Source organism: Thermomonas brevis (assembly GCF_014395425.1).
Classification (GTDB): domain Bacteria; phylum Pseudomonadota; class Gammaproteobacteria; order Xanthomonadales; family Xanthomonadaceae; genus Thermomonas; species Thermomonas brevis.
Map to the genome: position 1 here is coordinate 740,164 of NZ_CP060711.1, position 25,207 is coordinate 765,370.

General features: G+C 63.8%; 17 protein-coding genes and 2 pseudogenes. 6 read left to right on the forward strand and 13 right to left on the reverse strand.

The window, feature by feature from the left end:
• Positions 1-182: 182 nt before the first annotated feature.
• The 10 genes and pseudogenes from trpB to prmB form a co-directional block, all read right to left on the reverse strand.
• On the reverse strand, positions 183-1,421 hold the full coding sequence (gene trpB / locus H9L17_RS03430) for a tryptophan synthase subunit beta (RefSeq protein ID WP_187570964.1): 1,239 nt from the start codon (positions 1,419-1,421) through the stop codon (positions 183-185).
• A 200-nt stretch (positions 1,422-1,621) separates the two neighbouring features.
• The gene (locus H9L17_RS03435; RefSeq protein ID WP_187570965.1) at positions 1,622-2,296 is read right to left on the reverse strand and encodes a phosphoribosylanthranilate isomerase; all 675 of its coding nucleotides are present in this window, start codon (positions 2,294-2,296) and stop codon (positions 1,622-1,624) included.
• Between the two features lie 22 nt (positions 2,297-2,318).
• Positions 2,319-2,732 (reverse strand): GFA family protein, encoded by a 414-nt coding sequence (locus H9L17_RS03440; protein ID WP_223158080.1) that lies wholly within the window; start codon positions 2,730-2,732, stop codon positions 2,319-2,321.
• Positions 2,725-3,516, reverse strand: coding sequence for a tRNA pseudouridine(38-40) synthase TruA (truA, locus tag H9L17_RS03445; protein WP_187570966.1), 792 nt, complete (start codon positions 3,514-3,516; stop codon positions 2,725-2,727). Before truA ends, H9L17_RS03440 begins: the two co-directional genes overlap by 8 nt.
• Positions 3,517-3,542: 26 nt before the next feature.
• Positions 3,543-5,618 (reverse strand): FimV/HubP family polar landmark protein, encoded by a 2,076-nt coding sequence (locus H9L17_RS03450; RefSeq protein ID WP_187570967.1) that lies wholly within the window; start codon positions 5,616-5,618, stop codon positions 3,543-3,545.
• Between the two features lie 57 nt (positions 5,619-5,675).
• Positions 5,676-6,716 (reverse strand): aspartate-semialdehyde dehydrogenase, encoded by a 1,041-nt coding sequence (locus H9L17_RS03455; RefSeq protein WP_187570968.1) that lies wholly within the window; start codon positions 6,714-6,716, stop codon positions 5,676-5,678.
• A gap of 116 nt (positions 6,717-6,832) precedes the next feature.
• Positions 6,833-7,996: a chorismate synthase gene (aroC, locus tag H9L17_RS03460; protein ID WP_187570969.1), complete on the reverse strand. Its 1,164-nt coding sequence runs from the start codon at positions 7,994-7,996 to the stop codon at positions 6,833-6,835.
• Positions 7,997-8,809: 813 nt separating this feature from the next.
• Positions 8,810-13,450 carry an RHS repeat-associated core domain-containing protein gene (locus H9L17_RS03465; protein ID WP_187570970.1) on the reverse strand — a complete coding sequence of 1,547 codons (4,641 nt, stop codon included), beginning with the start codon at positions 13,448-13,450 and terminating at the stop codon, positions 8,810-8,812.
• Positions 13,451-13,881: 431 nt separating this feature from the next.
• Positions 13,882-14,236, reverse strand: a pseudogene (locus H9L17_RS03470) (transposase); the annotation flags it as partial.
• A gap of 487 nt (positions 14,237-14,723) precedes the next feature.
• Entirely contained in the window at positions 14,724-15,671 is a 948-nt protein-coding gene (gene prmB, locus H9L17_RS03475) for a 50S ribosomal protein L3 N(5)-glutamine methyltransferase (RefSeq protein WP_246455156.1), read from the reverse strand.
• Between the two features lie 81 nt (positions 15,672-15,752).
• On the opposite strand from prmB, the gene H9L17_RS03480 reads away from it, so the two are divergent.
• The 3 genes from H9L17_RS03480 to H9L17_RS03490 all read left to right on the forward strand — a co-directional run bounded on the left by H9L17_RS03480 (position 15,753) and on the right by H9L17_RS03490 (position 18,868).
• A complete protein-coding gene (locus H9L17_RS03480; RefSeq protein ID WP_187570972.1) occupies positions 15,753-16,391 on the forward strand; it encodes an SCO family protein in 639 nt (212 codons plus the stop codon).
• A complete protein-coding gene (gene asd / locus H9L17_RS03485) occupies positions 16,388-17,230 on the forward strand; it encodes an archaetidylserine decarboxylase (protein ID WP_187570973.1) in 843 nt (280 codons plus the stop codon). Before H9L17_RS03480 ends, asd begins: the two co-directional genes overlap by 4 nt.
• A 480-nt stretch (positions 17,231-17,710) precedes the next feature.
• Complete coding sequence (locus H9L17_RS03490; protein WP_187570974.1) at positions 17,711-18,868, forward strand: FG-GAP repeat domain-containing protein; 1,158 nt, start codon at positions 17,711-17,713, stop codon at positions 18,866-18,868.
• A gap of 119 nt (positions 18,869-18,987) precedes the next feature.
• On the opposite strand, the pseudogene H9L17_RS03495 reads toward H9L17_RS03490, so the two are convergent.
• Positions 18,988-19,963: pseudogene (locus H9L17_RS03495) on the reverse strand (IS3 family transposase); the annotation flags it as partial.
• 71 nt (positions 19,964-20,034) lie between these two features.
• Entirely contained in the window at positions 20,035-21,609 is a 1,575-nt protein-coding gene (locus H9L17_RS03500) for a transglycosylase SLT domain-containing protein (protein WP_187570975.1), read from the reverse strand.
• A 129-nt stretch (positions 21,610-21,738) separates the two neighbouring features.
• Between H9L17_RS03500 and H9L17_RS03505 the strand changes: the two genes are divergently transcribed.
• Genes H9L17_RS03505 through greB form a run of 3 tightly spaced genes read left to right on the forward strand, consistent with a single transcriptional unit; the run spans position 21,739 to position 24,653 of the window.
• Complete coding sequence (locus tag H9L17_RS03505) at positions 21,739-23,298, forward strand: helicase HerA-like domain-containing protein (protein WP_187570976.1); 1,560 nt, start codon at positions 21,739-21,741, stop codon at positions 23,296-23,298.
• Between the two features lie 36 nt (positions 23,299-23,334).
• The gene (locus H9L17_RS03510) at positions 23,335-24,150 is read left to right on the forward strand and encodes a CPBP family intramembrane glutamic endopeptidase (protein ID WP_187570977.1); all 816 of its coding nucleotides are present in this window, start codon (positions 23,335-23,337) and stop codon (positions 24,148-24,150) included.
• Positions 24,147-24,653 carry a transcription elongation factor GreB gene (gene greB / locus H9L17_RS03515; RefSeq protein ID WP_187570978.1) on the forward strand — a complete coding sequence of 169 codons (507 nt, stop codon included), beginning with the start codon at positions 24,147-24,149 and terminating at the stop codon, positions 24,651-24,653. The genes H9L17_RS03510 and greB overlap by 4 nt, the downstream gene beginning before the upstream one ends.
• A gap of 12 nt (positions 24,654-24,665) precedes the next feature.
• On the opposite strand, the gene H9L17_RS03520 is transcribed toward greB, so the two are convergent.
• Complete coding sequence (locus H9L17_RS03520) at positions 24,666-25,175, reverse strand: low affinity iron permease family protein (protein ID WP_187570979.1); 510 nt, start codon at positions 25,173-25,175, stop codon at positions 24,666-24,668.
• Positions 25,176-25,207 lie beyond the last annotated feature (32 nt).

The following is a 25,207-nucleotide window of genomic DNA, read 5'->3' on the forward strand; positions in this document are numbered from 1 at the left end:
GGCCGGAACTCCTGGATAGTGAGGGTGAAGTTGAACCGCGCATTGTCGCCGAAAGCGGGGCGCAGGCCAAATCCCGAGGTTTTCTCCTTACCCTCCGGGGGAAGGCCGGGATGGGGATGGTGTTGTTTGGAATGGCGTCGCTGAACACCATCCCCACCCAACCCTCCCCTTGAAGGGGAGGGCTATAGAGCCAACCCTTCCCGCGCCGCGATGGTGTGCACGTCCTTGTCGCCGCGCCCGGACAGGTTGCACAGCACCAGCGCGTCCTTGGGCAGCTCTCGGGCCAGCTTGATCGCCTGCGCCACCGCGTGGCTGGATTCCAGCGCCGGCAGGATGCCCTCGGTGCGGGTCAGGCGGTGGAAGGCGGCCAGCGCTTCGTCGTCCGTCACGCCGACGTACTCGGCGCGGCCGGCGTCCTTCAGGAAGGCGTGCTCGGGGCCGACGCCGGGATAGTCGAGGCCGGCGGAAATGGAATGGGTTTCGACGATCTGGCCGTCGTCGTCGCAGATCACGTAGGTACGGTTGCCGTGCAGCACGCCGACGCGGCCCGCCGCCAGCGACGAGGCATGGCGTCCGGTGTCGATGCCCTCGCCCGCCGCCTCCGCGCCGACGATGCGCACGCCGGCGTCGTTGAGGAAGGCGTGGAACAGGCCGATGGCATTGCTGCCGCCGCCGACGCAGGCGGTGATGGCGTCCGGCAGGCGGCCGTAGTCGGCCAGCATCTGCGCCCGCGCCTCGCGCCCGACCACGGCATTAAAGTCGCGCACCATGCGCGGATACGGGTCGGGACCGGCGACGGTGCCGATGATGTAGAAGGTGTCGCGCACGTTGGTCACCCAGTCGCGCATCGCCTCGTTGAGCGCGTCCTTGAGCGTGGCCGAGCCGCTGGTGACGGGCACCACGGTCGCGCCCAGCAGCTTCATGCGGTAGACGTTGATCTTCTGGCGCTCGATGTCGGTCGCGCCCATGTAGACCACGCACTCCAGCCCCAGCCGGGTGGCGACGGTGGCGGAGGCGACGCCGTGCTGGCCCGCGCCGGTCTCGGCGATGATCCGCGTCTTGCCCATGCGGCTGGCCAGCAGCGCCTGGCCGATGGTGTTGTTGATCTTGTGCGCGCCGGTGTGATTCAGGTCTTCGCGCTTGAGCAGGATCTGCGCGCCGCCGACCTCGCGGCTCAGGCGCTCGGCGTGGTAGATCGGGCTGGGGCGGCCGACGTAGTGCTTGAGGTCCTTCTCGAACGCGGCGATGAAGTCCGGATCGACACGCGCGGCGTCGTAGGCGGCGGCCAGTTCCTGCAAGGGGCCGATCAGGGTTTCGGCGACGAAGCGGCCGCCGTGGCGGCCGAAGTGGCCGGCGGCGTCGGGATAGGCGTGGAAGTCGGTGGCCGCATCGGTCGCAGCCGCGGTGCTGGGGGTGTTCACGCTGAAGTCTCCGGAATCGGAATGCGCGCAAGGCCGTTGCCCGGCGCAGGTCGAAGTAGGAATCCGTGCGACCGCCGGTGCGGACGCGAAACGCGTGGCGCGTTACCGCACCGCCGCCGCAGGCACGCGCCGCCAGCGGCGCAGCGAGCGGCCGAAGGGCGCGGAGGGGCGATTCGAGGTCTTCATGGCGTGGGCATAGCCTACCCGATCGCGGGCATCGCCGTGCCGGCCGGTTCCAGGTCGGCCGCGCGTACTTGCTCGACGAAGCGCCGCATCAGCGCGCCGTCCTTGACGCCGGGCGCGAGTTCGATGCCGCCGGCCACGTCCACGCCCCACGGACGCACCGCGCGGATCGCATCGCCCACGTTGTCGGGCATCAGTCCGCCGGCCAGCAGCCACGGCACGTCGAGATCGGCGGGCACGCTGGCCGCATCCAGCCGCTGCCCGCTGCCGCCGGCCTGCCCCGGCGCATGGCCGTCCAGCACGAAGCCCGCCGCATGCGGCCAGCGCGCGCGCAGCGTGCGTCCGTCCAGCGCCGCGCCGCCCATGCCCACGCCCTTCAGGTACGGCAGGCCGAAGCTACGGCAGAAGGCGTCGTCCTCGCTGCCGTGGAATTGCAGCAGCGTGGGCCGCGCCTGCGCGATGGCGGCGCGCACCTCGCGCTCGTCGTTGTCCATGAACAGCGCGACCAGATCGACCAGCGGCGGCAACGCCGCATGCAGCGCTTCGGCCTGTCCGGGCGCGACGCGGCGTCTGCTGCGCGCGGCGAAGATCACGCCGACCGCGTCCACGCCCAGTTCGCCGGCCAGGCGCACGTCGCCGGGGCGGGTCAGGCCGCAGAACTTGATGCGGGTGCGGAACGGCGGGCTGGACATGGCGGCAGCGTCGTTGACGGAATCAGGAAGGAAACGCATCGAACGCGGGAATGCGATCCAGATCGTGCTCCCACGCCGCCCTACTGGCGACGAAGAGATGCGCGTCCGGCGCGGCATCGAACGCGCCATCGAGGGAACCGGCGGGCACCACGATCATCCGTTCCGACGCGTAGGGCAAGGCCGAGCCGCAGACGGCGCAGAAGCTGCGGGCATGCCGCGTATCCGGCAGCCGGTAGAGCGTCGCCTTGTCCTCCCCGGCCAGCCAATGCAGCGTCGCCGTCGCCGAGAACAGGTTGGCCGCATGGGCGGAGCCGGTGTCCTTGCGGCAATGCGCGCAGTGGCAGAGATAGAAGCGGTCGAAGCCGCCCTCGATCTCGAAACGCACCGCGCCGCACAGGCAGGAGCCGTGATGGCGCATGACCTGGGTTTCACTCATCGGCGCAAACCTCGTGCGGCAGGTTCCAGTGCGACGGATATTTCGGGCCCAGGAACAGCAGCCCCGCCGACGGCGCGGTGGGGCCGGCGACGGTGCGGTCGCGGCCTTCCAGCAGTTCGGCGATCCACTCGCGCGGACGCTCGCCGCGCCCCACCACCAGCAGCGAGCCGACGATGTTGCGCACCATGTGGTGCAGGAAGGCGTTGGCCTGCACTTCCACCACCACTTCGTCGCCGAAGCGCGCGACGGAAATGTGCTGCAGGTTGCGACGCGCGTGGGTGGCCTGGCACTGGGCGCTGCGGAAGGCGGAGAAATCGCGCTCGCCGCGCAGCGCCTGCGCGGCCTCGTGCATCGCCTCGGCGTCCAGCGGCATGCGCTCCCAGCCGAGGTACTGGCGCTCCAGCCCCGGCCGCGCGCTGCGGTTGAGGATGCGGTAGCGGTAGCGGCGCGCGCGCGCGGAGAAGCGCGCGTTGAAGTCGTCGGCCACCGGCACGCACCAGCGCGCCGCCATCGTCGGCGGCAGGTTGGCGGTGACGCCCAGCACCCAGCCGCGCGCGTCGCGCGTCGCATCGGTGTCGAAATGCACCACCTGGCAGCGCGCGTGCACGCCGGCATCGGTGCGGCCCGAACAAACGGTGTCGATGGGCGCGGCGGCCACCTTCGACAGCGCGATTTCCAGCGCGGTCTGCAGGCTGCCGTCGGCCTCCAGCGCGCCGGCCTGGCTCAGCCGCTGCCAGCCGGAGAACCCGCCGCCGTCGTACTCGACTCCCAGCGCCAGCCGCATCGCGTTCCTCGTGTCCCGCGCCGGCCTCAGCCCACCAGCTTGCTGAGCATGCGCGCGGCTTCGTCGCTGACGGCGTCGTCCTCGTCGTCCAGCAGCTCCAGCAGCAGCTGTTGGGCGGAGAACTCGTCGCCCACGTCGAGGAAGGCGCGCGCCAGCTTGAAGCGCTGCTCGGCGGTGGCCTGCGCGGGCACGTCGGAGAGGTCGGGCAGTTCGATGTCCGGAGCCGCCGCTGCGACCGGCTCGGCGATCGGCTCAACGGCAGGTTCCGCAGCGGCCTGCGACGCAGGAATCGAAGACTCGACCTTCACCCAGCCCGAATGCCAGGTCGGCGCGCGGGTCGGCTCGTCGGCGGCAGAGGCCTCGACCGGTTCCGTCGCGGCGACCTGCGCAGAATCCACCGCCGCGGGCGCGTCGTCTTCCGCTTCGACGCCGAACTCGATCGGCTCGTCGTCCTCCACCACCTCGTGCACGCGCGCGGCGGGCGCCTCCATGCTGGCGGCCAGCGCCTCGCTGTCGAACATGCTGCGCCGCGCCGGCGCCGCCGGCTTGCGGCGGCTGGCCAGCAGCCAGGCCAGCAGCGCCAGCACGACCACGCCGATGCCGCCCCACAGCCAGGGCGTGGTGGCGCCCGATGCCGCATCGGCGGCGGGCGCGGGCTGCTGGGTCGTGGTCTTTGCAGCCGGCTGCGTCGCCGGCGCCTGCTGCTGCGCCTTGTTGGACTCGGCCAGCCGCGCCTGCGCGGCGGCCAGCTCGCTGTCCTTCAGCGTGATCAGCTTCTGCTGTTCGTCCTTGAGTTTTTCCAGCGCGGCCAAGCGCTCCTTCAACTCGCCGATCTCGGCCGACTTGGCCGCGATGTCCTCGTCGCGCTGACGCAATTCCTGCTGCAGCATGCTGCCCTCGCCACCGGCGCTGGTGCCGGACTTGGTTCCTGTGGCCTTGCCCGGCGCGGCCGGCGGCACGATCTGCAGCCTCGCTTCCTGGCGGCGTACCGGCGCGGCCGGCTTGGGTGGAGTGTTCGATGCGGCGGTCGCGGCGGGCTTCGGCGCGGGCTTGTCCGCCGGCTTCGGCTTCGCTTCCACCGCGGTCGCGGCCGGCGTTTCCGGCTTGGCGGCGGGCGTCGCCGGCTGCGCCGAGGCCACGGCCTCCGGCTGGCGCACCGCGCGCCGCGCCTGACGCCACTGGCGCATCTGCTGGCGCACCACCTGCGCGGCCTCGTCGGCGCCGATCTTCGCCACTTCGTCCTGCGCCGGCACCCGCAGCACCGCGCCGCTGCGCAGGCGGTTGACGTCGTCGCCGAGGAAGGCGTCGGGATTGGCCTGCAACAGCGCCAGCATGGTCTGGTCGAGGCTGAAGGCGCTGCGCAGGTCCAGGCCGCTGGCGATCTTCGACAGGGTTTCGCCCTGCTTGACCGGGCCGTACTGCATCGGCGACGGCGCCGCTTCGGCGGGCGGCGCGGGCATCGGCGCGGGCCGTGCCGGCGCAGGCGCCGGCGGCAACGGTTGCGGCGCGAAATCCGCGATGGGTGCGGGCGGCTCCGCAGGCGCGGGAGTCGGCGCCGGGACCGGCGGCGGCTCCACGGCGGCACGCGACGCGGGCGGCGGCGATGGATGGGCGGGCGGCGGCACCGGCGCGGAGGCGACCGCCACCGGCGACGCAGCCGGACGCTGCACCAGGTTCGGCGCCGAGGTCTGCGGCGCCTGCACCACCGGCGGCACCGCGGCGCCGGCCGTGTTCGGCGCGTCCACCAGCGCGGAGTATTCGCGCACCAGCCGGCCCGCGCCCCAATCGACTTCGATCAGGAAGTTGAGCATCGCCTGCTCGACCGGCCGGATCGTGGTCACCCGGATGACCGGCCGGCCCTTGGCGTCGCTGCCCAGGCTGAACTGCAGGTCGGCGGCGACGCCGCTGGGCGGCGCCAGGCCGACCCGGCGGAACGTCTCCGGCGACGCCAGCCGCGCCTGCAGCGCGGCCAGCTCGCCCGGCGTGGTCGAGACGATGGGAATTTCCGCCAGCAGGGGCTGGTTGCGCTTGCTCTTGACCTGTATCTGTCCGAGGCCGAGCGCCCACGCGTTGCCCGCCGCCAGCAACAGCGCGGCTGCCACCGCTGTCCGCAATGTTCCGATCACGTGCGCTCCATCCCCCGCCTTGGCGCTGCGACTCTAGCCGCGCGCGGCCTTCGGCGGCAAGCCTTCGGCCACCAGCAGCTCGGCGATCTGCACCGCGTTGAGCGCCGCACCCTTGCGGATGTTGTCGGCCACCACCCACAGGTCGAGGCCGCGCGGATGCGACAGATCCTCGCGAATGCGGCCCACGTAGACCGGATCGGTGCCGGACGCGTGGGTCACCGGCGTCGGGTAGCCGCCGGGCTTGCGCTCGTCCACCACCTTCACGCCCGGCGCGGCGGCCAGCAGCGCGCGCGCCGCGTCCACCGTGACCTTCTCGCGGGTCTCGATGTGCACCGCCTCGGAATGGCCGTAGAACACCGGCACCCGCACCACGGTCGGGTTCACGCCGATGCTCTCGTCGCCGAGGATCTTGCGCGTCTCCCAGACCAGCTTCATCTCTTCCTTGGTGAAGCCGTTGTCCTGGAAGTCGTCGATCTGCGGGATCAGGTTGAAGGCGATCTGCACCTGGAACTTCGCAGGCGTGATGTCCTGGAAGCTCAGCAGCGCGGCGGTCTGCTTGCCGAGCTCCTCCATGCCGGAACGCCCGGCGCCGGAGGCCGACTGGTAGGTCGCCACGTTGATCCGCTCGATGCCGTATGCGCGGTGGATCGGCGCCAGCGCGACCATCAGCTGCATGGTCGAACAGTTGGGATTGGCGATGATTCCGCGCGGGCGCTGCTTCGCCGCGTCCGGATTCACCTCGCTGACCACCAGCGGCACGTCGTCGTCGTAGCGGAAGGTCGAGGAATTGTCGATCACCACCGCGCCGGCGGCGGCGAACTTCGGCCCGTATTCCTTCGATACCGAACCGCCGGCGGAGAACAGCGCAATATCAATTGACGACGGATCGAACGTCGCCAGGTCGTGCACCAGCAGTTCTTCGTCGCCGAACGCCACCTTGCCACCGGCCGACCGCTCGCTGGCCAGCGCCACCACCGCGCTGGCGGGGAACTTGCGCTCGGCGAGGATCGACAGCATCGTCTCGCCCACCGCGCCGGTCGCGCCGACCACGGCCACCTTGTACTGATTGCTCATTGTTGCCTGCCTCGAAATTTGGATGCGGCGCATCGCAGCGCCTGCGGGGAATGGATTGCCTGCGTATCCCGCTGCGGCGCGCTGCTGCCCGTGGGGGCGAAGCCGGCGGCGCGCCGCTATCGTTTCGCGTCGGACATCGATTTCATGCCCGGAATGCGCGGGCCGATCTCGCCGACGTCGCCGCACTGCGCGCGGTGGCGCAGCGCCTGGTCCATCAGCACCAGCGCCAGCATCGCCTCGCAGATCGGCGTCGCACGGATGCCGACGCAGGGATCGTGACGGCCGGTGGTGACCACGTCGACCACGTTGCCGTCCACGTCCAGCCCTTCCACCGGCAGGCGCAGGCTGGAGGTCGGCTTGAACGCCACCGACACGGAAACCTGCTGCCCGGTGGAAATGCCGCCGAGGATGCCGCCGGCGTGGTTGGACAGGAAACCATCCGGCGTCATCACGTCACGGTGGTGGCTGCCCTTCTGCGCCACGGACGCGAAGCCGTCGCCGATCTCCACGCCCTTGACCGCGTTGATCGACATCATCGCCACCGCCAGTTCGCCGTCGAGCTTGCCGTAGATCGGCTCGCCCCATCCCGGCGGCACGCCATCGGCCACCGCCATGACTTTCGCACCGACCGAATCGCCGGACTTGCGCAGCGCATCCATGTAGGTTTCGAGTTCCGGCACCTGCTCCGCGCAAGGCCAGAAGAACGGATTGCCTTCGACCGCGCTCCAGTCGTGCGCACGCGGCAGCACATCGCCGATCTGGGCCATGCAGCCGCGCACCGCGACCCCGCGCTGCGCCAGCCACTTCTTGGCGATGACGGCAGCGGCCACGCGCATCGTCGTCTCGCGCGCGCTGCTGCGCCCGCCGCCGCGCGGATCGCGGATGCCGTACTTCTGCCAGTAGGTGTAATCGGCATGGCCGGGGCGGAACTGCGCGGCGATCTTCGCGTAGTCCTTGCTGCGCTGGTCGGTGTTGCGGATCAGCAGCGCGATCGGCGTGCCGGTGGTGATGCCTTCATACACGCCGCTGAGGATTTCGACCTCGTCCGCTTCGTGCCGCGCCGAGGTGTGACGGGTCTTGCCGGTGGCGCGCCGCGCGAGGTCATGCGCGAAGTCCTCCGGCGCGATGGCGATGCCGGGCGGGCAGCCGTCGAGGACGCAGCCGATGGCCGGCCCGTGCGATTCGCCGAAGGTGGTGACGCGCAGCAGGTGGCCGAAGGTGTTCAAGGACGTTCCGCAATCCGGTTTGGTTGCAGGTGAGACGGGTTTACCGCTGCGCATGCGGCAATGCAGCAAATGTAACAGCTATGACGAGCAGCAGGGAGGGCTCGCGCAGACAAGCGTGCCGAACCGAGCATGCCCCTTGTGCTTTCCTCTAAATGTCCCTGCACCTTTGTTTGTAGGTTCGGAAGCTCATGCCCTGTCGTGAGCACCCGACCTTACACCTGAGTTAGAAGCGCGATCCTTTTGCGCCTTCTGTACGCGGTTTCGCACGGATGATCGTTGCCATTTAGTGCATCCCTGCTTGCATGGGAACTGCGATCGGCTGGTCGGAGATAGCCTGGTGAACCGCCGTAGTGATCCGGGGGTCCTTGTTGCATGGCTTAGATCACGGACCAGCCGATCGCTTCAACCACAGACAGGACGGTTCCAGCTTTGCCAATCACATGATTGTCGAATCCGATTTTTCATACACGTTTTTTCTTTGGCGAACTGCAAGCCAACAGAAGAAGGAGAAAATTAGCATTCCGGGCAGAGCACCAAATACAAACCCCGCCCCCCCCCTTTAACAAGGCCGACAAGATCAAATAAAATAGTAGACGATACCAATAGCGTCATTGTCGCCCATATTAAGAGCCCTGAAAATTTAGTTACCATAATAACCAATAACGCAATAAGCCAAGCAAAACACGCAATAGAAGCCGCATATACGACCCAACTAATGGCGTTACTCATCGCCGGTCTCATTACCAAAGAATGACCGAGAAATGAAAGCATAGAGTTACTCGAGACTTCCGTGACTTTCAAATAAAGAAGCGGCGTCAACAAGATAATCAGAATGCCAATGGTTGCCCTTATGACTTTCATAAGCCCTCATTGTGTGCAATTGCAATTTTCTATTGTTGCAGGCGTCGCTAACGCGCCTTTCGCTTCGAAATCTATATTAGTGACCTTGGTCCCTTTCGAGGTAAATTTCCCTTTGGCAATACCTGCCGTGACACTGCCATTGGCAGAGCCAATTCCGCCGCTAGACTTGAAACGCAAAACGCCAAGCAAGCTATTAGCTGATGGGGTCGGGGTGCCATCTCCCATCTCAACGCTGCCGATCAGCACCACGTTCGGTAGAATATTTGCATCAACTCCAAATTCCTTTTTCCATCCCGACACAATCGCACTCACCCTCTTCCCTGCCACACAATCACTTTTCAAGTCCAGCTTCAAATTACTGATTGAGAACGCGGATATTTTCTTTACGCCCAGCGATACCTCGCCAAATAAGAAATCCCCCTTCCACTTGACCAAGCCCGTTGGATCACTGAACCCAAGTGGATTATTTGAAGTATAAGCGAACGTGCTAATCCCGCCATTCAATCCAATCTGGTCGCTCTCAACATAGCGTCCAGTGTTGGGGTCGTAATCGCGGAAGTAGTTGTAGTTGAGCCCAGCGGCTTGGTCGTACCGCTGTCCCGGATAACGCAGATCGAAGTCAAAGACTATGCCATCGTTGTCCGAATCCTGATTGGGCGGCGTATTGCCAAACGCTTCGCCGGTGATGGACCACATCCAGATCGGCACATCGCGCACACCATCGATAATGACGCGTGGCGTACCGAGGTGATCTGGCTCAATGTAATGCAACTGCTGGTTTGCACCTGACCCCGCCAACACACCCACGGGCAGATCACCGAACCACAACATCTGCTGCTTGGGCGCGCCACTGGTGTCGTACTCTCCCAGCAAATGACCGGCCTCGTCATACGCGAAGTAGGCACTGTCCGTATCGAGGTAGGCACGGGTCTGTTCGCCTTTCGCGTTGTACTCGTATTGCCGAGTGACGATACCGTTTGCCTTGACCTGTGTCATACGTCCGCTGTTGTCATACACGAATTGCCGCGCGTTGCCTCCAATCTTCATCGTGTTGCCCGAGGCGTCATAGGTCCGTACCACCGCTCCCACTTTGTCCAAGTGGTGTCCGCCTGTGGAATAGGTATAGGCTGTGGTCACACCAGCAGTGATCACGCTCGTGCGGTTGCCCGTCTCATCGTAGGCGTAGGTCTCGATCGGCGTCCCGGTCGGACCGTCCATGACCTGATTCAGACGGTTCAGGGCGTCATAGCTGTACTGGGCTAGGCTCTGGGTTCGCGCGCCGTTCTGCAACATTGCCAGGTTGTCCACCGCATCGAAGCCATAGCCCAGCGACAAGCCGCCTGTTTGTGCGTCATGCACAGCATCCGGCTGGTAGTTGCGGTTCAAGTTACGCAACAGAATGCGCCCGTTACCGTACTGCCAACCTGTCGCCGGGCCGAACGGCGCATAGGTGACACCGGTCAGGACAACCTGCCGGGCACCGCCTGCGGGGGTGATGCCCAGCTCCACTACTTGTCCGTTGGCGTCGTAAATCGCGTCCTGCACCGCACCATCCGGGTAGGTCGTGGAGATCGGCCGGCCATAGCTGTCATACCCGTACTGCGTGGTGAACACAACGTCATTGGTGGTTTGCACCTTGCGGGTCAGCTCGCCGAAGCGGTTGTAGCAGTAACGCGTGGTGCCGCTAGGATCGTTGAAGCCGGAGAGCCGACCTTTGTTCGAGCGTTCCCCCGTCTGGCAGACGGCGCTGTTGGCGCTGTCGTAGAAGTACTTCCGCGTAGGCCCAGTGATCTGAACCACGCGGTTCAATGCGTCGTAGGCATAGGTCTGCACCTTGCCGCGCGCATCGGTCTGGCTGTTGCGGTTGCCGGCGCCGTCGTAGCCATACTGCGTAATGCCGGTGTCCGCGCTGGTCAGCTGGGTCAAATCGCCAAGGCCATTGTAGGCGTAATCGGTGTTCACCCCCTTTGGATCGGTGACACGGGTCAGGTTGTCTTGCGCGTCGTAGGTGAACTGCGTCTGCGCTTCGATACCGCCCACGTCCTGCAAGGTGGCAACCAGTCGGTTCAACGGATCGTAGACGTTAGCGGTCTGGCGACCGAGGGCATCAGTGGTGGACGTGGCGTTGGCGTTGGCGTTGGCGTCGTAGGCGTAGCCCGTTGCATGGCCGTAGGCGTCGGCCTGCGATTGCAGGCGACCCAGTTCGTCGTACACGCGCGACAGGCGACGGGTCAACGTGCCGCTGGGATCGCGGGTGTCTTCCTTGATCCGGTTGCCGGCGTTGTCCAGCGTGTAGCGGATGCGGTTACCGGCATTGTCGTCGATGCCGATGAGGCGCTGGGCCGCATCGTAGTGATAGACGGTGTAGCTGCCATCCGACTGGGTAACGCGCTTCACCAGTCCGGTGGGCCAGTAGGCGATGCGAGTGATGCGAGACTCCGCATCCGAACCGCCGCGCACCTTGCGTAGGATTAGCTGTCCGCGTTGGTCATAGCGCAGATCGGTGATGACGCTGTTTGGATCCTTGACGGCTAACGGACGGCCCGCACCGTCGTAGGAGAGCGTTTCAGTCACATGTCCTAGTGCATTGGTGACCTTCCACAAGTCGCCCTTGCGGTGCGGGCAAGTGGAGGGCGCAGCCGCACAACTCGCATCGTCGCTGGCGTAGTACGTATACGAAGTGGTGTCAGCGGCATCAGTGCGCGCGCCATCCACCGACAACACCAGGCCCACTAGTGGGCATGTCCCAGCTGTCACGTCCGCCTGTTCGCAGTAAATCGTGGTCGTGGTACGGGAATTCGTGGAAACAGGGTCTGTTTTTGTTGCAGTCAGGACCTGGCCGCGGGCGTTGTAAGACCTACTATCTTTTGAGGCGATGTTGCCATCGGCGTCCAAAATAGTTTGCTCTAGCCACCTACCTACCCTATCCCTGATCGTACTAACAGTTCGTTGTTCAGCCGCCCCATATGCGGTAACGGTAGAACTGAGCTGGGCATTGCTGTAGTTGTAGCGCGTCTGAATTCCTGCGATATCCGTATATGTCAATGGGCGACCAGATGCATCATATGACCAAGTCTCAACCCCGTTCTGATCGCTTATCGAAAGTGGTTTCCGCCAATTGCTTCCGCCGTAGTTGTAAGTACGAATGCTGCCATGCATATCGCGCAAAACAGTACTATTTTGACTAACGTAGCTCAGTTCAGTTGTTTCAGTTGGACCGTTAGCGCCATGAAGTACGCTTTTTACAACTCGTCCATATCCATCGTACTCAAAAGTGCCATACCGATCACCAGATTCATAAGTAATACCTGTTAGCAAGCCTAAGCTTCCAGTAGGCGCCAAGTCAGGTTCATCATAATGGTATTTCTTTATCAAGCCGCCGCCAGAATCGACTTCCGTTAAGTTCCCTCTCTCGTCACGCCGATAGCTAATCAACTGGCCATCCGGAAGGGAAATAGCCGAAAGTCGACCATCTTCATACTCGAACGCAATTGATCGACCCGTAAAATCTACGGCACGAGCAAGCTGCTTGGGGCTCACATCGGGGGCATACTCAAGAACGACATTTCTCGTCGGGTCCGCCTGATATGTTCTAGAAGTCAGATATCCATCGCTTCCAAAAATACTTTCGCTACCATCTTCTGCTAAAAACCTATACTCCCCGGACGAAAGGCGCTCAATGTAAGTATTCTGGCTACCCTGAATTCGAAATAGATTGGTACCGACGGCTTCCAGCGGAGAATAATACCCATCTTCACTTATCAGCATAGTCGCATCTGCGGCTATTCTGGTCTGAAACGAATGTGTCCAACCATGCCCAACCCCATCAGCGTAACTCACCTGGCGGAGCGAATGATAAAAACGAGAGAAACTCTGCCCTGCAAAAGTAAAATCAGTTTCAATTCGTGACTTATCGCCGGATGATGGGTGGCAGGGATGTCCCACTTGACATGAGGGACGCTGTCGAATGCGCACTTGGACTGGCACTTCGCCATACCTTTGGCACCATTCTCCAGAATCATAAACCTGCTGCCATCTCGGATCATAATCAGGCGGGTCGTTATAGCTGACCCGATACGGATATAGGTAAAACTGAGCCGGGCAAGTAAAGCGCTGAGTCTTACTGATATAAAAATTTCTGACTGGCGCGGGAACTCCGTCGCAAACAATATGCGATACAACTCGTCGAGTGAGATTATGATCAGGATTGTTGAAACTTATCCAGCGCTCTTCAACACCCACGGAGGACATCTCCGAAACAACGTAAGATCCCGCATTTAGATTCATGCTTTCAATTTCACAGTACCCAGCAACTGCTTGAGTTTCCCATTCTACAATTGAAGCAATCGCTTCCTGCTCTGAAGAACACCCCTCCTCACATACACCTATTGAGGAAAAAACTAGCGGCTGGACCGACGCAGGAGCTGATGTTTGCTCAGCCCGATAACGCCGAAGAACAGTATCTCCGCCATAGTACTCTGTACCTACAAACTTGATTTGCGACCATATATTCCATATATCAGGCCACTGCCGTATGACCTCTTCAGCTTGCTCCACAGTCGGATAGCAAGTTTGAGCATCAAGGCAGAAATCATTCGCGCTTGGAGGAGCACTTGGAGGCAAGCCTTGTGAGTGCAGTGGCTGCATCCAAAATAGCAACATACTCATTCCTAGTACTTTCCAGAATGAAGCAAGAATTTGATTGCTTACCATTTTTCACCCCTACCAATCCGTATCGACTATCTGGAAAATGCGGTCAATCAAATACGCTAGCGACTTGCCGCGAAGTACGAAAAATCAAGAGCAACGGCAAAGTTGGCACGCCGCAAGCCGCGGGGAAGATACCTACAGAGATCTAAGTCGCACACGCATATGGCGCACAAATCACGCCAATCCGCGACTTTTCTGGCCAACCATATCCATCCCTTGTCCTCCCATCGACAGGCCGAATGTCTTGCCAAAGTTCAGGCAAAGTTGCAACGCTACATGCTAGCGGTCAACGGTCGGCATGTGTATGAATCCAGCTTTCGTGCAATTGAATGCTGAAGACGTCCCCTCGCCTTCAGTAGCGGAGCTCTTTAGAGTCCGGGTTTGATCGTAGCGGCTTTGGCCGCTAGCTGTTGGGCATAGGCGGCCGGCGTCAGACCGCCCAGGGTCTTCTTCGGTCACTCCTCGTTGTATTCACGCCGCCAGATCTCGATCTCGGTGCGGGCGTGCAGCAGTGTCGGGAACCAGTGCTCGTTGAGGCATTCGTCGCGCAGCCAGCCTTGAAGCTCTCGATGTAGGCGTCCTGGTCGGCCTTCCCGGCTGGATCAGGCGCAGCTGCACACCGCGCGTGTGCGCCCACGCCACCATCGTCTTGCCTCAGAACTCCTTGCCGTTGTCGGTGCGGATCACCTGCAGCAGACCTCGTGTCAGCGCCAGCAGATCCAACGCTACATACCGGTTCCCGAGAGTTCCGATTGAGCGCCCCCAATTCATACCAGAGGATATTCCGCTCGCAGGCAGCATTTCGCCCACCTGTATAGGCCTCCTTGGGCGAAAGACACCACACATCTCTCGAATTGCCGAGTGCGTCGGCAATGCACTGCGAATAATCCGGCACCTGCGCATGCGCCGCACCAAGGTTCCACCATGCCAACACGACAAGCAGTGCAAATGAAACAAACAGTCCAACGATGCGATCGGCATTGAAAAGGCGATCTTTCACTTCGCATACCCTTGGCTGGCAGTGTTTGACTTGAAGCGGGAAATGCAACACGCGGTGCCCCCCACTGCACTACACGCGCAGTCGCGCATTGGATCGGCTTATGCAAACGATTGCAATGGGTGCGGAAGCGCGGATGCCCGCACGCCTCGATCTTGCTGGCTTTGTGCGCTGATTGCGAAACGCAATGCCGTCATGCCACGTGGGCAGTGGTCAGAACAGACTGTCACCAGCTCCCCGCCCTGCCCCGCGCGCATCCGTCAACTGCGCGATCCGCGCGTTGTGCTCGATCAAATCGGCGCACTCGGCCACGAAGATGCCCATCTGCCCGACCTTGAACTCCACCCAGGCCAGCGGCAGTTCCGGCAGAAGTTCGACCAGCGCGCGTTCGGATTCGCCGACTTCGCAGATCAGCAAGCCGTCTTCCGTCAGGTGCAGCGGGGCGTCGCGCAGGATCTTCAGGGCGAGGTCCAGGCCGTCGTCACCGGCGCGCAGGCCCAGTTCGGGCTCGTGCGCGTATTCGCGCGGCAGGGCGTCGGTTTCGTCGTTGGTGACGTAGGGCGGGTTGGTGACGATCAAGTCGTAGCGCTCGCCGGTCAGGCCGGAGAACAGGTCGGACTTCACGAAGCGCACGTTTTCCACGTGCAGGCGCTTTTCGTTCTCGCGCGACAGCGCCAACGCGTCGTCGCTGATGTCCACGCCATCGACATGCCAGTCCGGGTTGTAGTGCGCCATCGCGATGGCAATGCAGCCGGAACCGGTGCACAGGTCGAGCGCGCGGCGCACCTCGCGGCCGCCCAGCCAGGGCTGGAAGCCGGCTTCGATCAGCTCGGCGATCGGCGAACGCGGCACCAGCGCGCGCGTGTCGCTCTTGAAGCTCAGGCCGGCGAACCACGCCTCGCCGGTCAGGTAGCAGGCGGGGATGCGCTCCTCGATGCGGCGCAGGAACAGGCCCAGCACGTCTTCCTTCTCGGCCTCGGTGACGCGGGCGTTGCCGTAGGCGGGCGGCAGGTCGTGCGGCAGGTGCAGCGCGTGCAGGGTGAGCTGGGTGGCTTCGTCCAGCGCGTTGTCGAAGCTGTGGCCGAAGGTCAGGCCCGCCGCGTTGAACCGGCTGGCGCCGTAGCGGATCAGGTCGATGATGGTCTGCAGTTCCTGGGACATGGCGGCGACACGCGGGCAAGGCCGTGAAGTATAGCGGCGGCGCCCCGGTATCATGGCGGCCCGCCTTCATTCCAGACGTTCATGTCCAGACGCATCGTCCCCCTGCTGCTCGTCGCCGCGCTGGCCGCGGGGGTGGGCTTCTGGGTTTCGCAACGCGCGCATGCGCCGGCCGCGCCCGCCCTGCCCGCCACCCGAGCGGTGACCCTGCTGCCGACGCCGCGCACGCTGCCGACGTTCTCTCTGCAGCAGGCGAACGGCATAGCGCTGACGCCGGAAACGCTGCAAGGCCACTGGACGGTGGTGTTCCTCGGCTTCACCCACTGCCCCGACGTCTGCCCCACCACGCTGGCGCAGCTGGCCGGCGCGCAGAAGCAATGGGCGTCGATGCCGGAAGCCAGCCGCCCGCGCGTGCTGTTCGTGTCCGCCGATCCCGAGCGCGACACTCCGCAGCTCGTGGCCCAGTACGCGCACGCCTTCCATCCCGACACGCTGGCCGCCACCGCGCCGCTGCCGCAACTGGAAGCGTTCGCGCGCTCGCTGTCGCTGGTGTTCATGAAGGTGCCCGGCCCCAGCGACGATCCGGCCGACTACAGCATCGACCACAGCGCCGCGCTGGTGCTGCTGGACCCGCAGGCTCGCATGGCCGGCGTGGCGCAGCCGCCGTTCGACGTGAAGGGGATTGCCGCCGACCTCGAAACCCTGACCAAGACCGCCAGATGAGCCCCGTCACCGCCCTCACCTACGTCCTGCCGCACCGGCTGCTGTCCTCGCTGGCGCGCCGGCTGGCCTATTCGACCAACCGCTCGCTCAAGCAGTGGCTGATCGACACCGTGACCCGCCGGTTCGGCGTGGACCTGTCCGAAGCGGCGGAATCCGACCCCGCCGCCTATCCCAGCTTCAACGCCTTCTTCACCCGCGCCCTCAAGCCGGGCGCGCGCACGCCCGACCCCGACCCGAACGCGCTGCTGATGCCCGCCGACGGCCGCATCAGCCAATGCGGCGACATCGTCGACGGCCGCATCTTCCAAGCCAAGGGCCAGGGCTTCACCGCCGCCGAACTGCTGGGCAGCGAGGCCGACGCCGCGCCGTTCAAGGACGGCGTGTTCGCCACCGTCTACCTGTCCCCGCGCGACTACCACCGCGTGCACATGCCATGGACCGGCACCCTGCGCGAAACCGTGCACGTGCCGGGCCGGCTGTTCTCGGTCGGCACCGATGCCGTGGCTGGCGTGCCGCGCCTGTTCGCCCGCAACGAGCGCCTGGTCTGCCATTTCGACACCGACTTCGGCCCGATGGTGCAGGTGATGGTCGGCGCGCTGCTGGTGTCCGGCGTGGAAACCGTGTGGAGCGGCGTGGAAATCCCCGCCTATGGCGATGCCGTCACGCGCAAGGACTACCGCGGCAAGGGCATCACGCTGGAGCGCTTCGCCGAAATGGCGCGGTTCAACTACGGCAGCACGGTGATCGTGCTGCTGCCGAAGGGTGTGGCCACGTTGGAGCTCGTGCTGAAAGCGGAAACGCGCGTGAAGTTGGGACAGCGGTTAGCGCTGCGCAATTGACGCTACCGCTCAATCAAGTATTGGACAATGACGAGGCCTACAGAGACGCGGACCTTGCTGCCTTATAGGTGATCAAAAAAAAACCGCCCCATGCTTCCAGCCACCCACTTTCGGAGCTTTCTTTTGCTATTCTTTCACCCGACTTGGCTTGAACATTGAATACCGCCGCGCGATGGCTTTCAATTTTCACCCATAAAAAATCTCAAGCAACTTACACCGACCTTCGCGGCAGCGCAGGAAATACATCAAGATTACACTTAATTGACAAAAACTCCTAAATTATCAATAACCCCCCAGCAACCCCAAGGAAAGACAAGGAATATTATGCCAAGGCACGAATGGCCAGATTTTTTTCGATTCGGAATTATCGGCCTCATCGTGCTTTCCTTAGCCGGCTGTGGAGGCGGGGGGAACGGAAAAAAGGGAACCACAACAGGCCATGAAAATGGGAGCGGGAACACCACTCCCTCCAATCATTCCGTGAATAAAAGTTTCAGCTTCAACCCTCTTCAGCAGTATCCCCCGCAACAGCCCAATCAAGAGGGTCTTTATTCGGCCGATTCAGTTGCGATTGGCGATATCACGGGAGACGGCCGATTTGATGTTGTGATCACTGCATCGTCTTTGATTTCAGAGGCCTCAACCCCCGATCTGACAAGCCAAATCATGGTCTTCCCGCAACTATCAAACGGAGCTCTCGGCGCCCCCATCCAAGCCGCATACCTTGACCATGCAGGCTGGATGCAAGCTAGTTTGACTATCAGTGATTTGGACAATGATGGGGCGCAAGAAATTATCGTCGCCCATCAAGACGGACTATCCGTCGCCAAATTCCAATCCAGCACTAACAGTCTCGATGTTACAATTATCAATGAATTAGGAAATTTTTCATCTGTTGTAGCTGCCGATTTTGACAGCGACGGGAAAATAGACGTAATAGCACAAACGTGGAACACTGGCGCCGTGCTGTATAGGGGCAATGGAAAAAGTGAATTGTCACGCTACAAGGAAATTATGACACCTCTTGCCGGCTATAACAGAATTATTGCCCGCGACATGAATCAAGACAATAGGCCAGATTTGGTAATGACTAATGGCCAAGGCTGGGGGTCTTGGTACCTGATGTTGAACCAAGGTGACGGCGCATTCAGGGATGCCACGCCGTACACGCTTCCTCGCCGACCATCCGATAACTGGCCTTGGATGGCCTGGGGTGTGGATGCAAGAGACCTGAATGGAGACGGCCGACGGGATGTCGTCACAAGTTTGGCATCGAATCGACCAGCCGGCATCGGCGTCTTCTTGGCCAAACCTGACGGCAGTTACGAGTTAGACCAGATTCTTGATTCATACGACATCCCGGAACCCGTAACCATTGCCGATCTTGATGGAAATGGCCTGGATGACATCATTACCCTACATGGTGGATTTTTCTCCATGGGCTACTATCTTCAAGGGCCGAACGGCTTTGAGCCTGAAACCTTGATTTCAGTGTCACTGACGGGATGGCCAACATCTCATTACAGACCTGACGGCCTTGCAGTTGGCGATATCAACTCAGACGGATGTCGCGATGTTGCGATTGCCGATTCTCAACACGGCCTGCTTATACGCACAGGCTCCAATTGTAGGCACTGAACGGCACATTCACATAAAACCCGACTTTCTCCCTGCATTGAGACCCGGGCAGAACTGGAAATTCGGCCTTGGGTTGAGAGGTGAATCGCGCGGTGAACTCGGCTGGCAGGCCATCTTAAGGAGTGCATCCGGAAATGGTTGTAATCGAGCCTCCAGTTATCTATTTCCGGCGGACATCGTCGAGCGGCAGAAATCAGTGAGTGTTGAGGCTTTCGTCCCTGAAACTGCCTTTGTAACGACTCGATAAACGGTTGTCGGTGGGCTTGCCGGGGAGTGAGTAGTCCATCGACCACGCCATGATCGTAGACCCAACAATCCGTCATAATTGAGATGAACTCGCTGCCGCTGTCGGTCTAGATGCGTTGTAGCAGGTCACGCTGGTGGCGTGATCGCTCCATCATGCCACGACGTCCCCACCCTTGAGCTGTTGGTCGACCTCGATGGCTAGGCTCTCCTTGGTGAAGTTATCCACGACCGTCATTGCCCGGAAACGACACCCATCGAACAGGGCGTCAGCGACGAAGTCATACTCCAGACCTAAGTTGTGGGCCGTCAGCATCTTGCACTCCAAGCGATGCACCGCGGCCTTGCGTCGATGCGGCCGCTTGCGCCGCAGGTTGAGTCCGGCCTGACAATACAACCGGTACGCGCGCTTATGGTTGACCTTCCAGCGCAGGAGTACGAAGATCCGGCGGACGCGTGTGGCCGCGATATCCTTGATCCGCCGCCGCAGGGCGCATCATCGTTTTCCCGGATTGGCAGCACCTATACCGAGCGACTCTCTCGAACTACATCGCAGGCGCGACGCACGCCAACTTGGTAACGATCGATCAGATGGCCCGCGAGCGTCTTGCGCTGTGCGGGTTTATAGAGCTTTTTTTGCTAGAACGTCCTGCAGCATGACCTTGTCCAGGCTCAGATCGGCGACCAACTGCTTGAGCTGGCAGCTCTCCTCCTCGAACTGGCGCAGCCGGCGCAACTCAGCCACTCCAAGCCCGCCAAACTTCTTGCGCCAAGCATAGAGCGTAGCTTGGCTGATGCCGCATCTTGCGACAGACCTCCTTGACCGTCGTGCCGCTCTCGGCCTGCTGCGATCTGCTCCTCAGTGAACTTAGGCTTCTTTCATGGCGGCGGACCTCTCTGGGACCTGAGTGTCGCCGAATCCTCTACTTCTGGCTGGTCCGAATTACAGGAAAGAAGTCGCAATCGTCCAGCTTCAAACTCTGCCCCGGCTTGATCGCATAACTCGGCTTCTTCAGCTTGTTCGCCTTCGCCAGGTCGCCGATGTCGCATTGCAGCTTGCGGGCGATGCCGCCGAGGGTGTCGCCGCGCTGCACCTTGTAGGTTTTCGGCTTGGCCGGAGCGCGCGGCGGCGCAGCGACGGGTGCCGACGCAGTAGCGGTCGCAGCGCCGGCAGGCATCGGGTCACCCACCCGTACCAGCGCGGAGCGCACGTCGCTGGCGATCAACTGCCTTGCCAGTTCCAGGCGCTTGCCGCGGGTGCAGTTGAAGCGGTACAGCCAGGCAATGCGGCTGGTGGCGTTGAGGGCGGTGCCGGCCGGCAGGGTTTCGTCGGGCTGCCAGCGCGGATTGAGGTTGCGCAGGGCGCGCAGGTAGCCGTCGCGTGAGCCCCAGTTGCCAAGGCAGATGGTGAGTTCGTACAGCGAGGCCGGCTGCGACAGGGTGACGGTGGCCGGGCGGGCGCTGATGCGCGGCCAGCGGATGCCGTAGTCCTTCGGGTGCAGGAACAGCCAGGCGGCGGCAATCACCATCGGCACATAGTCCTTGGTTTCCGCCGGGAACTGGTTGTAGACGTCGATGTCCCAGAAGCTGCGCCCGCCGGTGTCGCGAAACACGCGCAGGGCGCGGCCTTCGCCGCCGTTGTAGCCGGCCAGCGAGAGTTCGATGCTGTTGTTGAGCTGGGCCATGCGCTCGGTCAGGTACTGCGCCGCGGCGTCGGCGGAGGCCGCCGGGTCGTAGCGGGTGTCGAAGCCGGTGCCGTCGTTGCCCAGGCCGAAGCGGCGGCCAGTGGCCGGCATGAACTGCAGCGGCCCCACCGCGCCGACGCGCGAGCCGGCGTGCACCTTGCCGTTGGACTCCTTCGCCATGATCCCGAACAGCAGCGCTTCCGGCAGGCCGTGGCGCTTGAACGCCGGCGACATCAGGTGCTGCATGTAGCGGTAGTTCTCGTAGCTGTCCATCAGCGACGGCCGCATGTCGGTGAGCCAGCGGCGGATGCCGGCCTGCACCGCCGGGTTGAACTGCACCATCTTCACGAAGCGCTGGCCTTCCTCGCTCAGCAACGAGGCGGCGTTGGCGGTATCGGGAACGTCGGCGTCGTCGAGATTGCTCTCGTCGATGGGATCGTCGACGCCGTCGTCGGCCACGGCGTCGTCGAACTGCGGGGCGGCCTTCAGCAGGCGCTCGTAGGTGGACAGCATGGCGTCCATCGAGCAGCCGCGCTGCTTCGCGCAGGCGTCCACCACGGCCTTCATTTCGGTCAGCGAGGCGCTGGTGGCGGTGGCCGCCGCTTCCTCGTCCTCGGCCAGCATCGCGTCGCGATAGCGCTTCTCGGCAGCATCCATGCGCTGTTGCAGGACGGCCACCGCGGCCTGGTCGTGCCGGGATTCGGCGGCGGCGGCGCGGTCGCGCTTCGATTGCGCCTGCGCGGCGGGGGCGGACAGCGCCGCCAGCAGCGACAGGGACAGCGTGGCAACGACGGGCAACGGACGAAGGGGCATCAGGCGCGGGCTTGGCGAAGGGGGCTGGCAGGGTAGCCGCGCCGGCCGCGCGGCGGCAACCCGCGCCGGCCGATGAATGCGCGCGCCATCGCATAGAATCCGGCGACCATTCATTTTGACGAAGCGCCCATGGATCCGATCCTCGTCGGCAAGGCCATCACCACCGAAACCAGCGGCAGCGTGTACCTGCTGCCGAAGTACGGCAACCGCCACGGGCTGGTGGCCGGCGCCACCGGCACCGGCAAGACGGTGACGCTGATGACGCTGGCGGAAGGCTTCAGCCGGCTCGGCGTGCCGGTGTTCCTGGCCGACGTGAAGGGCGACGTGGCCGGCCTCGCGATGCCGGGGACGTCGAACGAGAAACTGCAGGCGCGCATCGAGCAGATGGGCATCGCCGATTACAGGAACGAAGCCGCGCCGGTGGTGTTCTGGGACCTGTGGGGCAAGGCCGGGCATCCGGTGCGCACCACGGTCAGCGAGATGGGCCCCACCCTGCTCTCGCGCATCCTCGAACTGAACGACACCCAGAGCGGCGTGCTGGACATCCTGTTCAAGCTGGCCGACGACCGCGGCCTGCTGCTGCTCGACCTGGCCGACCTGCGCGCGCTGCTGAACCTGATCGCCGAGGAGCGCAAGGACATCAGCACCTCCTACGGGCTGGTCAGCACGCAGTCGATCGGCGCGATCCAGCGCTCGCTGCTGCGGCTGGAGCAGGAAGGCGCGGAGCTGTTCTTCGGCGAGCCGGCGCTGGAGCTGGCCGACCTGATGCGCACCACCTACGATGGTCGAGGCGTGGTCAACATCCTCGCCGCCGACCAGCTGATCCTGAAGCCGCGCCTGTATTCCAGCTTTCTGCTGTGGCTGCTGTCCGAGCTGTTCGAGAACCTGCCGGAAGTGGGCGACCTGGAGAAACCCAAGCTCGTCTTCGTGTTCGACGAGGCGCACCTGCTGTTCGACGACGCGCCGGCGGCGTTGCAGCAGCGCATCGAGCAGGTCGTTCGCCTGATCCGTTCCAAGGGCGTGGGCGTGTATTTCTGCTCGCAGTTCCCGGACGACGTGCCGGCCAACGTGCTGGGCCAGCTCGGCAACCGCGTGCAGCACGCGCTGCGCGCCTACACGCCGCGCGACCAGAAGGCGGTCAAGACGGCGGCCGAAACCTTCGTCGCCAACCCGGGGCTGGACGTGGCGAAGACCATCGGCCAGCTGGGTGTGGGCGAGGCGCTGGTGTCGATGCTGCTGGACAAGGGCGTGCCGATGCCGGTCGAGAAGACCTTGATCGCGCCGCCGCGCTGCCGGATGGGCGCCATTACGGATGCCGAGCGACAGCAGGTGCGCGCCGGCAGCCCGGTGGGCGGCAAATACGACACCGCGATCAATCGCGAATCGGCATCGGAACTGCTGGCCGCGCGCGTGCAGCAGGCCAGCCAGGACGCGCCCGCCGCCAGCGAGGCGGAGGAAGGCGGTTTCGGCCAGAAGATGAGCGAGTTCCTGTTCGGCACCAAGCGCCGCCAAGGCATGGTGCAGAGCGTGGCGAAGCGGACCACCGGCAACGTCGGCGGCTCGATCGGCCGCAGCGTCGGCAGCGCCATCGGCGAATCGGTGATGGGCAAGACCGGCAAGAAGTACGGCGGGCAGATCGGCAACCAGATCGTGCGCGGCATCCTGGGCGGCATCTTCGGCAGGCGCTGAGCTCCCCCCTCCTCTACAACCTCAAGGTTCTCCCTGATGAGCAAGCATCAACGCGGGCTGCTGGTGTTCCTGTTCGTGGCGTTCGTTCCGGTCTGGGCGTGCGACATCTTCATGAGCGAGGACAATCCGCTGTATTGGTACACCGCCCTCTTCTGCACGCTCGGCGGGTTTGCCGCCAGCTATGCCGAAGGCGGCCGGGACGGGCTTCGCGAGTTCGGCCGGCGCACCCTGCGCGTCGCGGGGTCGCTGCGCTTCATCGTCATCGGCTACCTGATCCCGCTCGGCCTCGGGCTCGGGTGGATGGCGTTGCGCGCTGCGGGAAAACTGCCCGCCACGTTCCACCCGGCGTTCGACGCCGGCTTCCTTGCGATGCTGGCCACGGCCTGGATCACCGGGCCGTTCGCCGAGGAGTTCGGCTGGCGCGGCTATCTCCAGACAAGGCTGTTGAACCGCATGTCGCCGTTCCTGACCGCGCTCGTCGTCGCCCTCATCTGGGCCGTCTGGCACCTCCCGGCGTTCTACGACAGCGTGTTTTCCTCGCTGCGTTCCACCCTGGGCTTCACCGCCCATTGCCTGACGTTGTCGCTGCTGCTGGTCTGGCTGGTGCCGCGCGCGGGAGGGTCCGTCTGGCCCGCCGTCTTCCTGCATTGGAGCGCCAATACCCATGCGCGCATCCTGGAAACGACCTTCCCCGGCATCGGCGGCGGCAATCTGCCGGGAGGCGCGTCCAGCGCCCCGTATTACCTGGGCGCGGCGCTGCTGTTCGTGGTGTGGCAGCGCAAGTACTACTTCCATCGCCCGTCACGGATTGGCACGCCCGGGGCCACGCCGCAGGGTGCGATGCCCGCATGAGCCGCTGGCGACCTCCCGCCGAGAAGAGCACCGCGCTGATCACCCCGCAGGGCCACGCGCGGCTGAAGGCCGAGCTGGACGAGCTGTGGCGCGTGCGCCGGCCCGAAGTGGTGAAGGCGCTGTCGGCCGCCGCCGCCGAGGGCGACCGCTCCGAGAACGCCGAATACACCTACCGCAAGAAGCAGTTGGGCGAGATCGACCGCCGCGTGCGCTACCTGAGCAAGCGGCTGGAAGCGCTGCGCGTGGTCGATGCCGCGCCGGCCGACCGCGAGGCGGTGTTCTTCGGCGCGCAGGTCGAGCTGGAGGACGTCGCCAACGGCGAGCTGTCGCGCTACCGCATCGTCGGCCCGGACGAAACCGACGCGAAGCTGGGCTGGATCAGCATCGATGCGCCGCTGGCGCGGGTGCTGCTGAAGAAGCGCGTGGACGACGAAGTGCGGGTGGAGCTGCCCGGCGGGATCGCGCATTTCGCCATCGTGGACGTGTCCTATCCCGCGACGTAGGCGGCGCAGCCGTCAGGCGCCCCGCTGCGCGGCGACGGGCTTGTGCTTCCCCGGCGCGCCATCCGTCACGTCCTCCAGCTTCGCCTCGGCCTGCTTCAGTTCCGCCAGCGCGTCCTTCACCTCCGGCGTGCCGCACTCCTCCGCTTCGTCGCCGCAGTCGCGCGCGTTCCTGGCCAGCGTGGCGTAGCTTTCGTGCACGGCGTCCAGTTCGGACTCTTCCAGTTCCTCCAGGTCCATCAGCTTGTTGTGCGCGCCGCGGGTGGCGCGGATCAGCTCGTCCAGCTTCAGCTGGATCGCTTCGGTATCGCGGTTCTGCGAGCTCTGGATCAGGAACACCATCAGGAAGGTGACGATGGTGGTGCCGGTGTTGATGACCAGCTGCCAGGTGTCGCTGAATCCGAAGATCGGCCCGGTGACGATCCACACGACCACGGCCGAGAGCGCCAGGATGAACGCCATCGGCCGCCCCGACGCCCTGGAGGCCCATTTCGCCAGCCGGCCGAACAGTGGGGTTTGCCGCATGACCGCGCTCCGACGATGGGACGGCGCAGTAT

Coding starts and splice junctions, on each gene's coding strand:
- H9L17_RS03480 (WP_187570972.1), top strand. CDS start 15,753: ATGTCCAGACGCATCGTCCCCCTGCTGCTCGTCGCCGCGCTGGCCGCG.
- H9L17_RS03505 (WP_187570976.1), top strand. CDS start 21,739: ATGGATCCGATCCTCGTCGGCAAGGCCATCACCACCGAAACCAGCGGC.
- aroC (WP_187570969.1), bottom strand. CDS start 7,996: ATGCGCAGCGGTAAACCCGTCTCACCTGCAACCAAACCGGATTGCGGA.
- asd (WP_187570973.1), top strand. CDS start 16,388: ATGAGCCCCGTCACCGCCCTCACCTACGTCCTGCCGCACCGGCTGCTG.
- H9L17_RS03440 (WP_223158080.1), bottom strand. CDS start 2,732: ATGAGTGAAACCCAGGTCATGCGCCATCACGGCTCCTGCCTGTGCGGC.
- H9L17_RS03500 (WP_187570975.1), bottom strand. CDS start 21,609: ATGCCCCTTCGTCCGTTGCCCGTCGTTGCCACGCTGTCCCTGTCGCTG.
- truA (WP_187570966.1), bottom strand. CDS start 3,516: ATGCGGCTGGCGCTGGGAGTCGAGTACGACGGCGGCGGGTTCTCCGGC.
- H9L17_RS03510 (WP_187570977.1), top strand. CDS start 23,335: ATGAGCAAGCATCAACGCGGGCTGCTGGTGTTCCTGTTCGTGGCGTTC.
- H9L17_RS03435 (WP_187570965.1), bottom strand. CDS start 2,296: ATGTCCAGCCCGCCGTTCCGCACCCGCATCAAGTTCTGCGGCCTGACC.
- greB (WP_187570978.1), top strand. CDS start 24,147: ATGAGCCGCTGGCGACCTCCCGCCGAGAAGAGCACCGCGCTGATCACC.
- H9L17_RS03520 (WP_187570979.1), bottom strand. CDS start 25,175: ATGCGGCAAACCCCACTGTTCGGCCGGCTGGCGAAATGGGCCTCCAGG.
- H9L17_RS03455 (WP_187570968.1), bottom strand. CDS start 6,716: ATGAGCAATCAGTACAAGGTGGCCGTGGTCGGCGCGACCGGCGCGGTG.
- prmB (WP_246455156.1), bottom strand. CDS start 15,671: ATGTCCCAGGAACTGCAGACCATCATCGACCTGATCCGCTACGGCGCC.
- H9L17_RS03465 (WP_187570970.1), bottom strand. CDS start 13,450: ATGCAGCCACTGCACTCACAAGGCTTGCCTCCAAGTGCTCCTCCAAGC.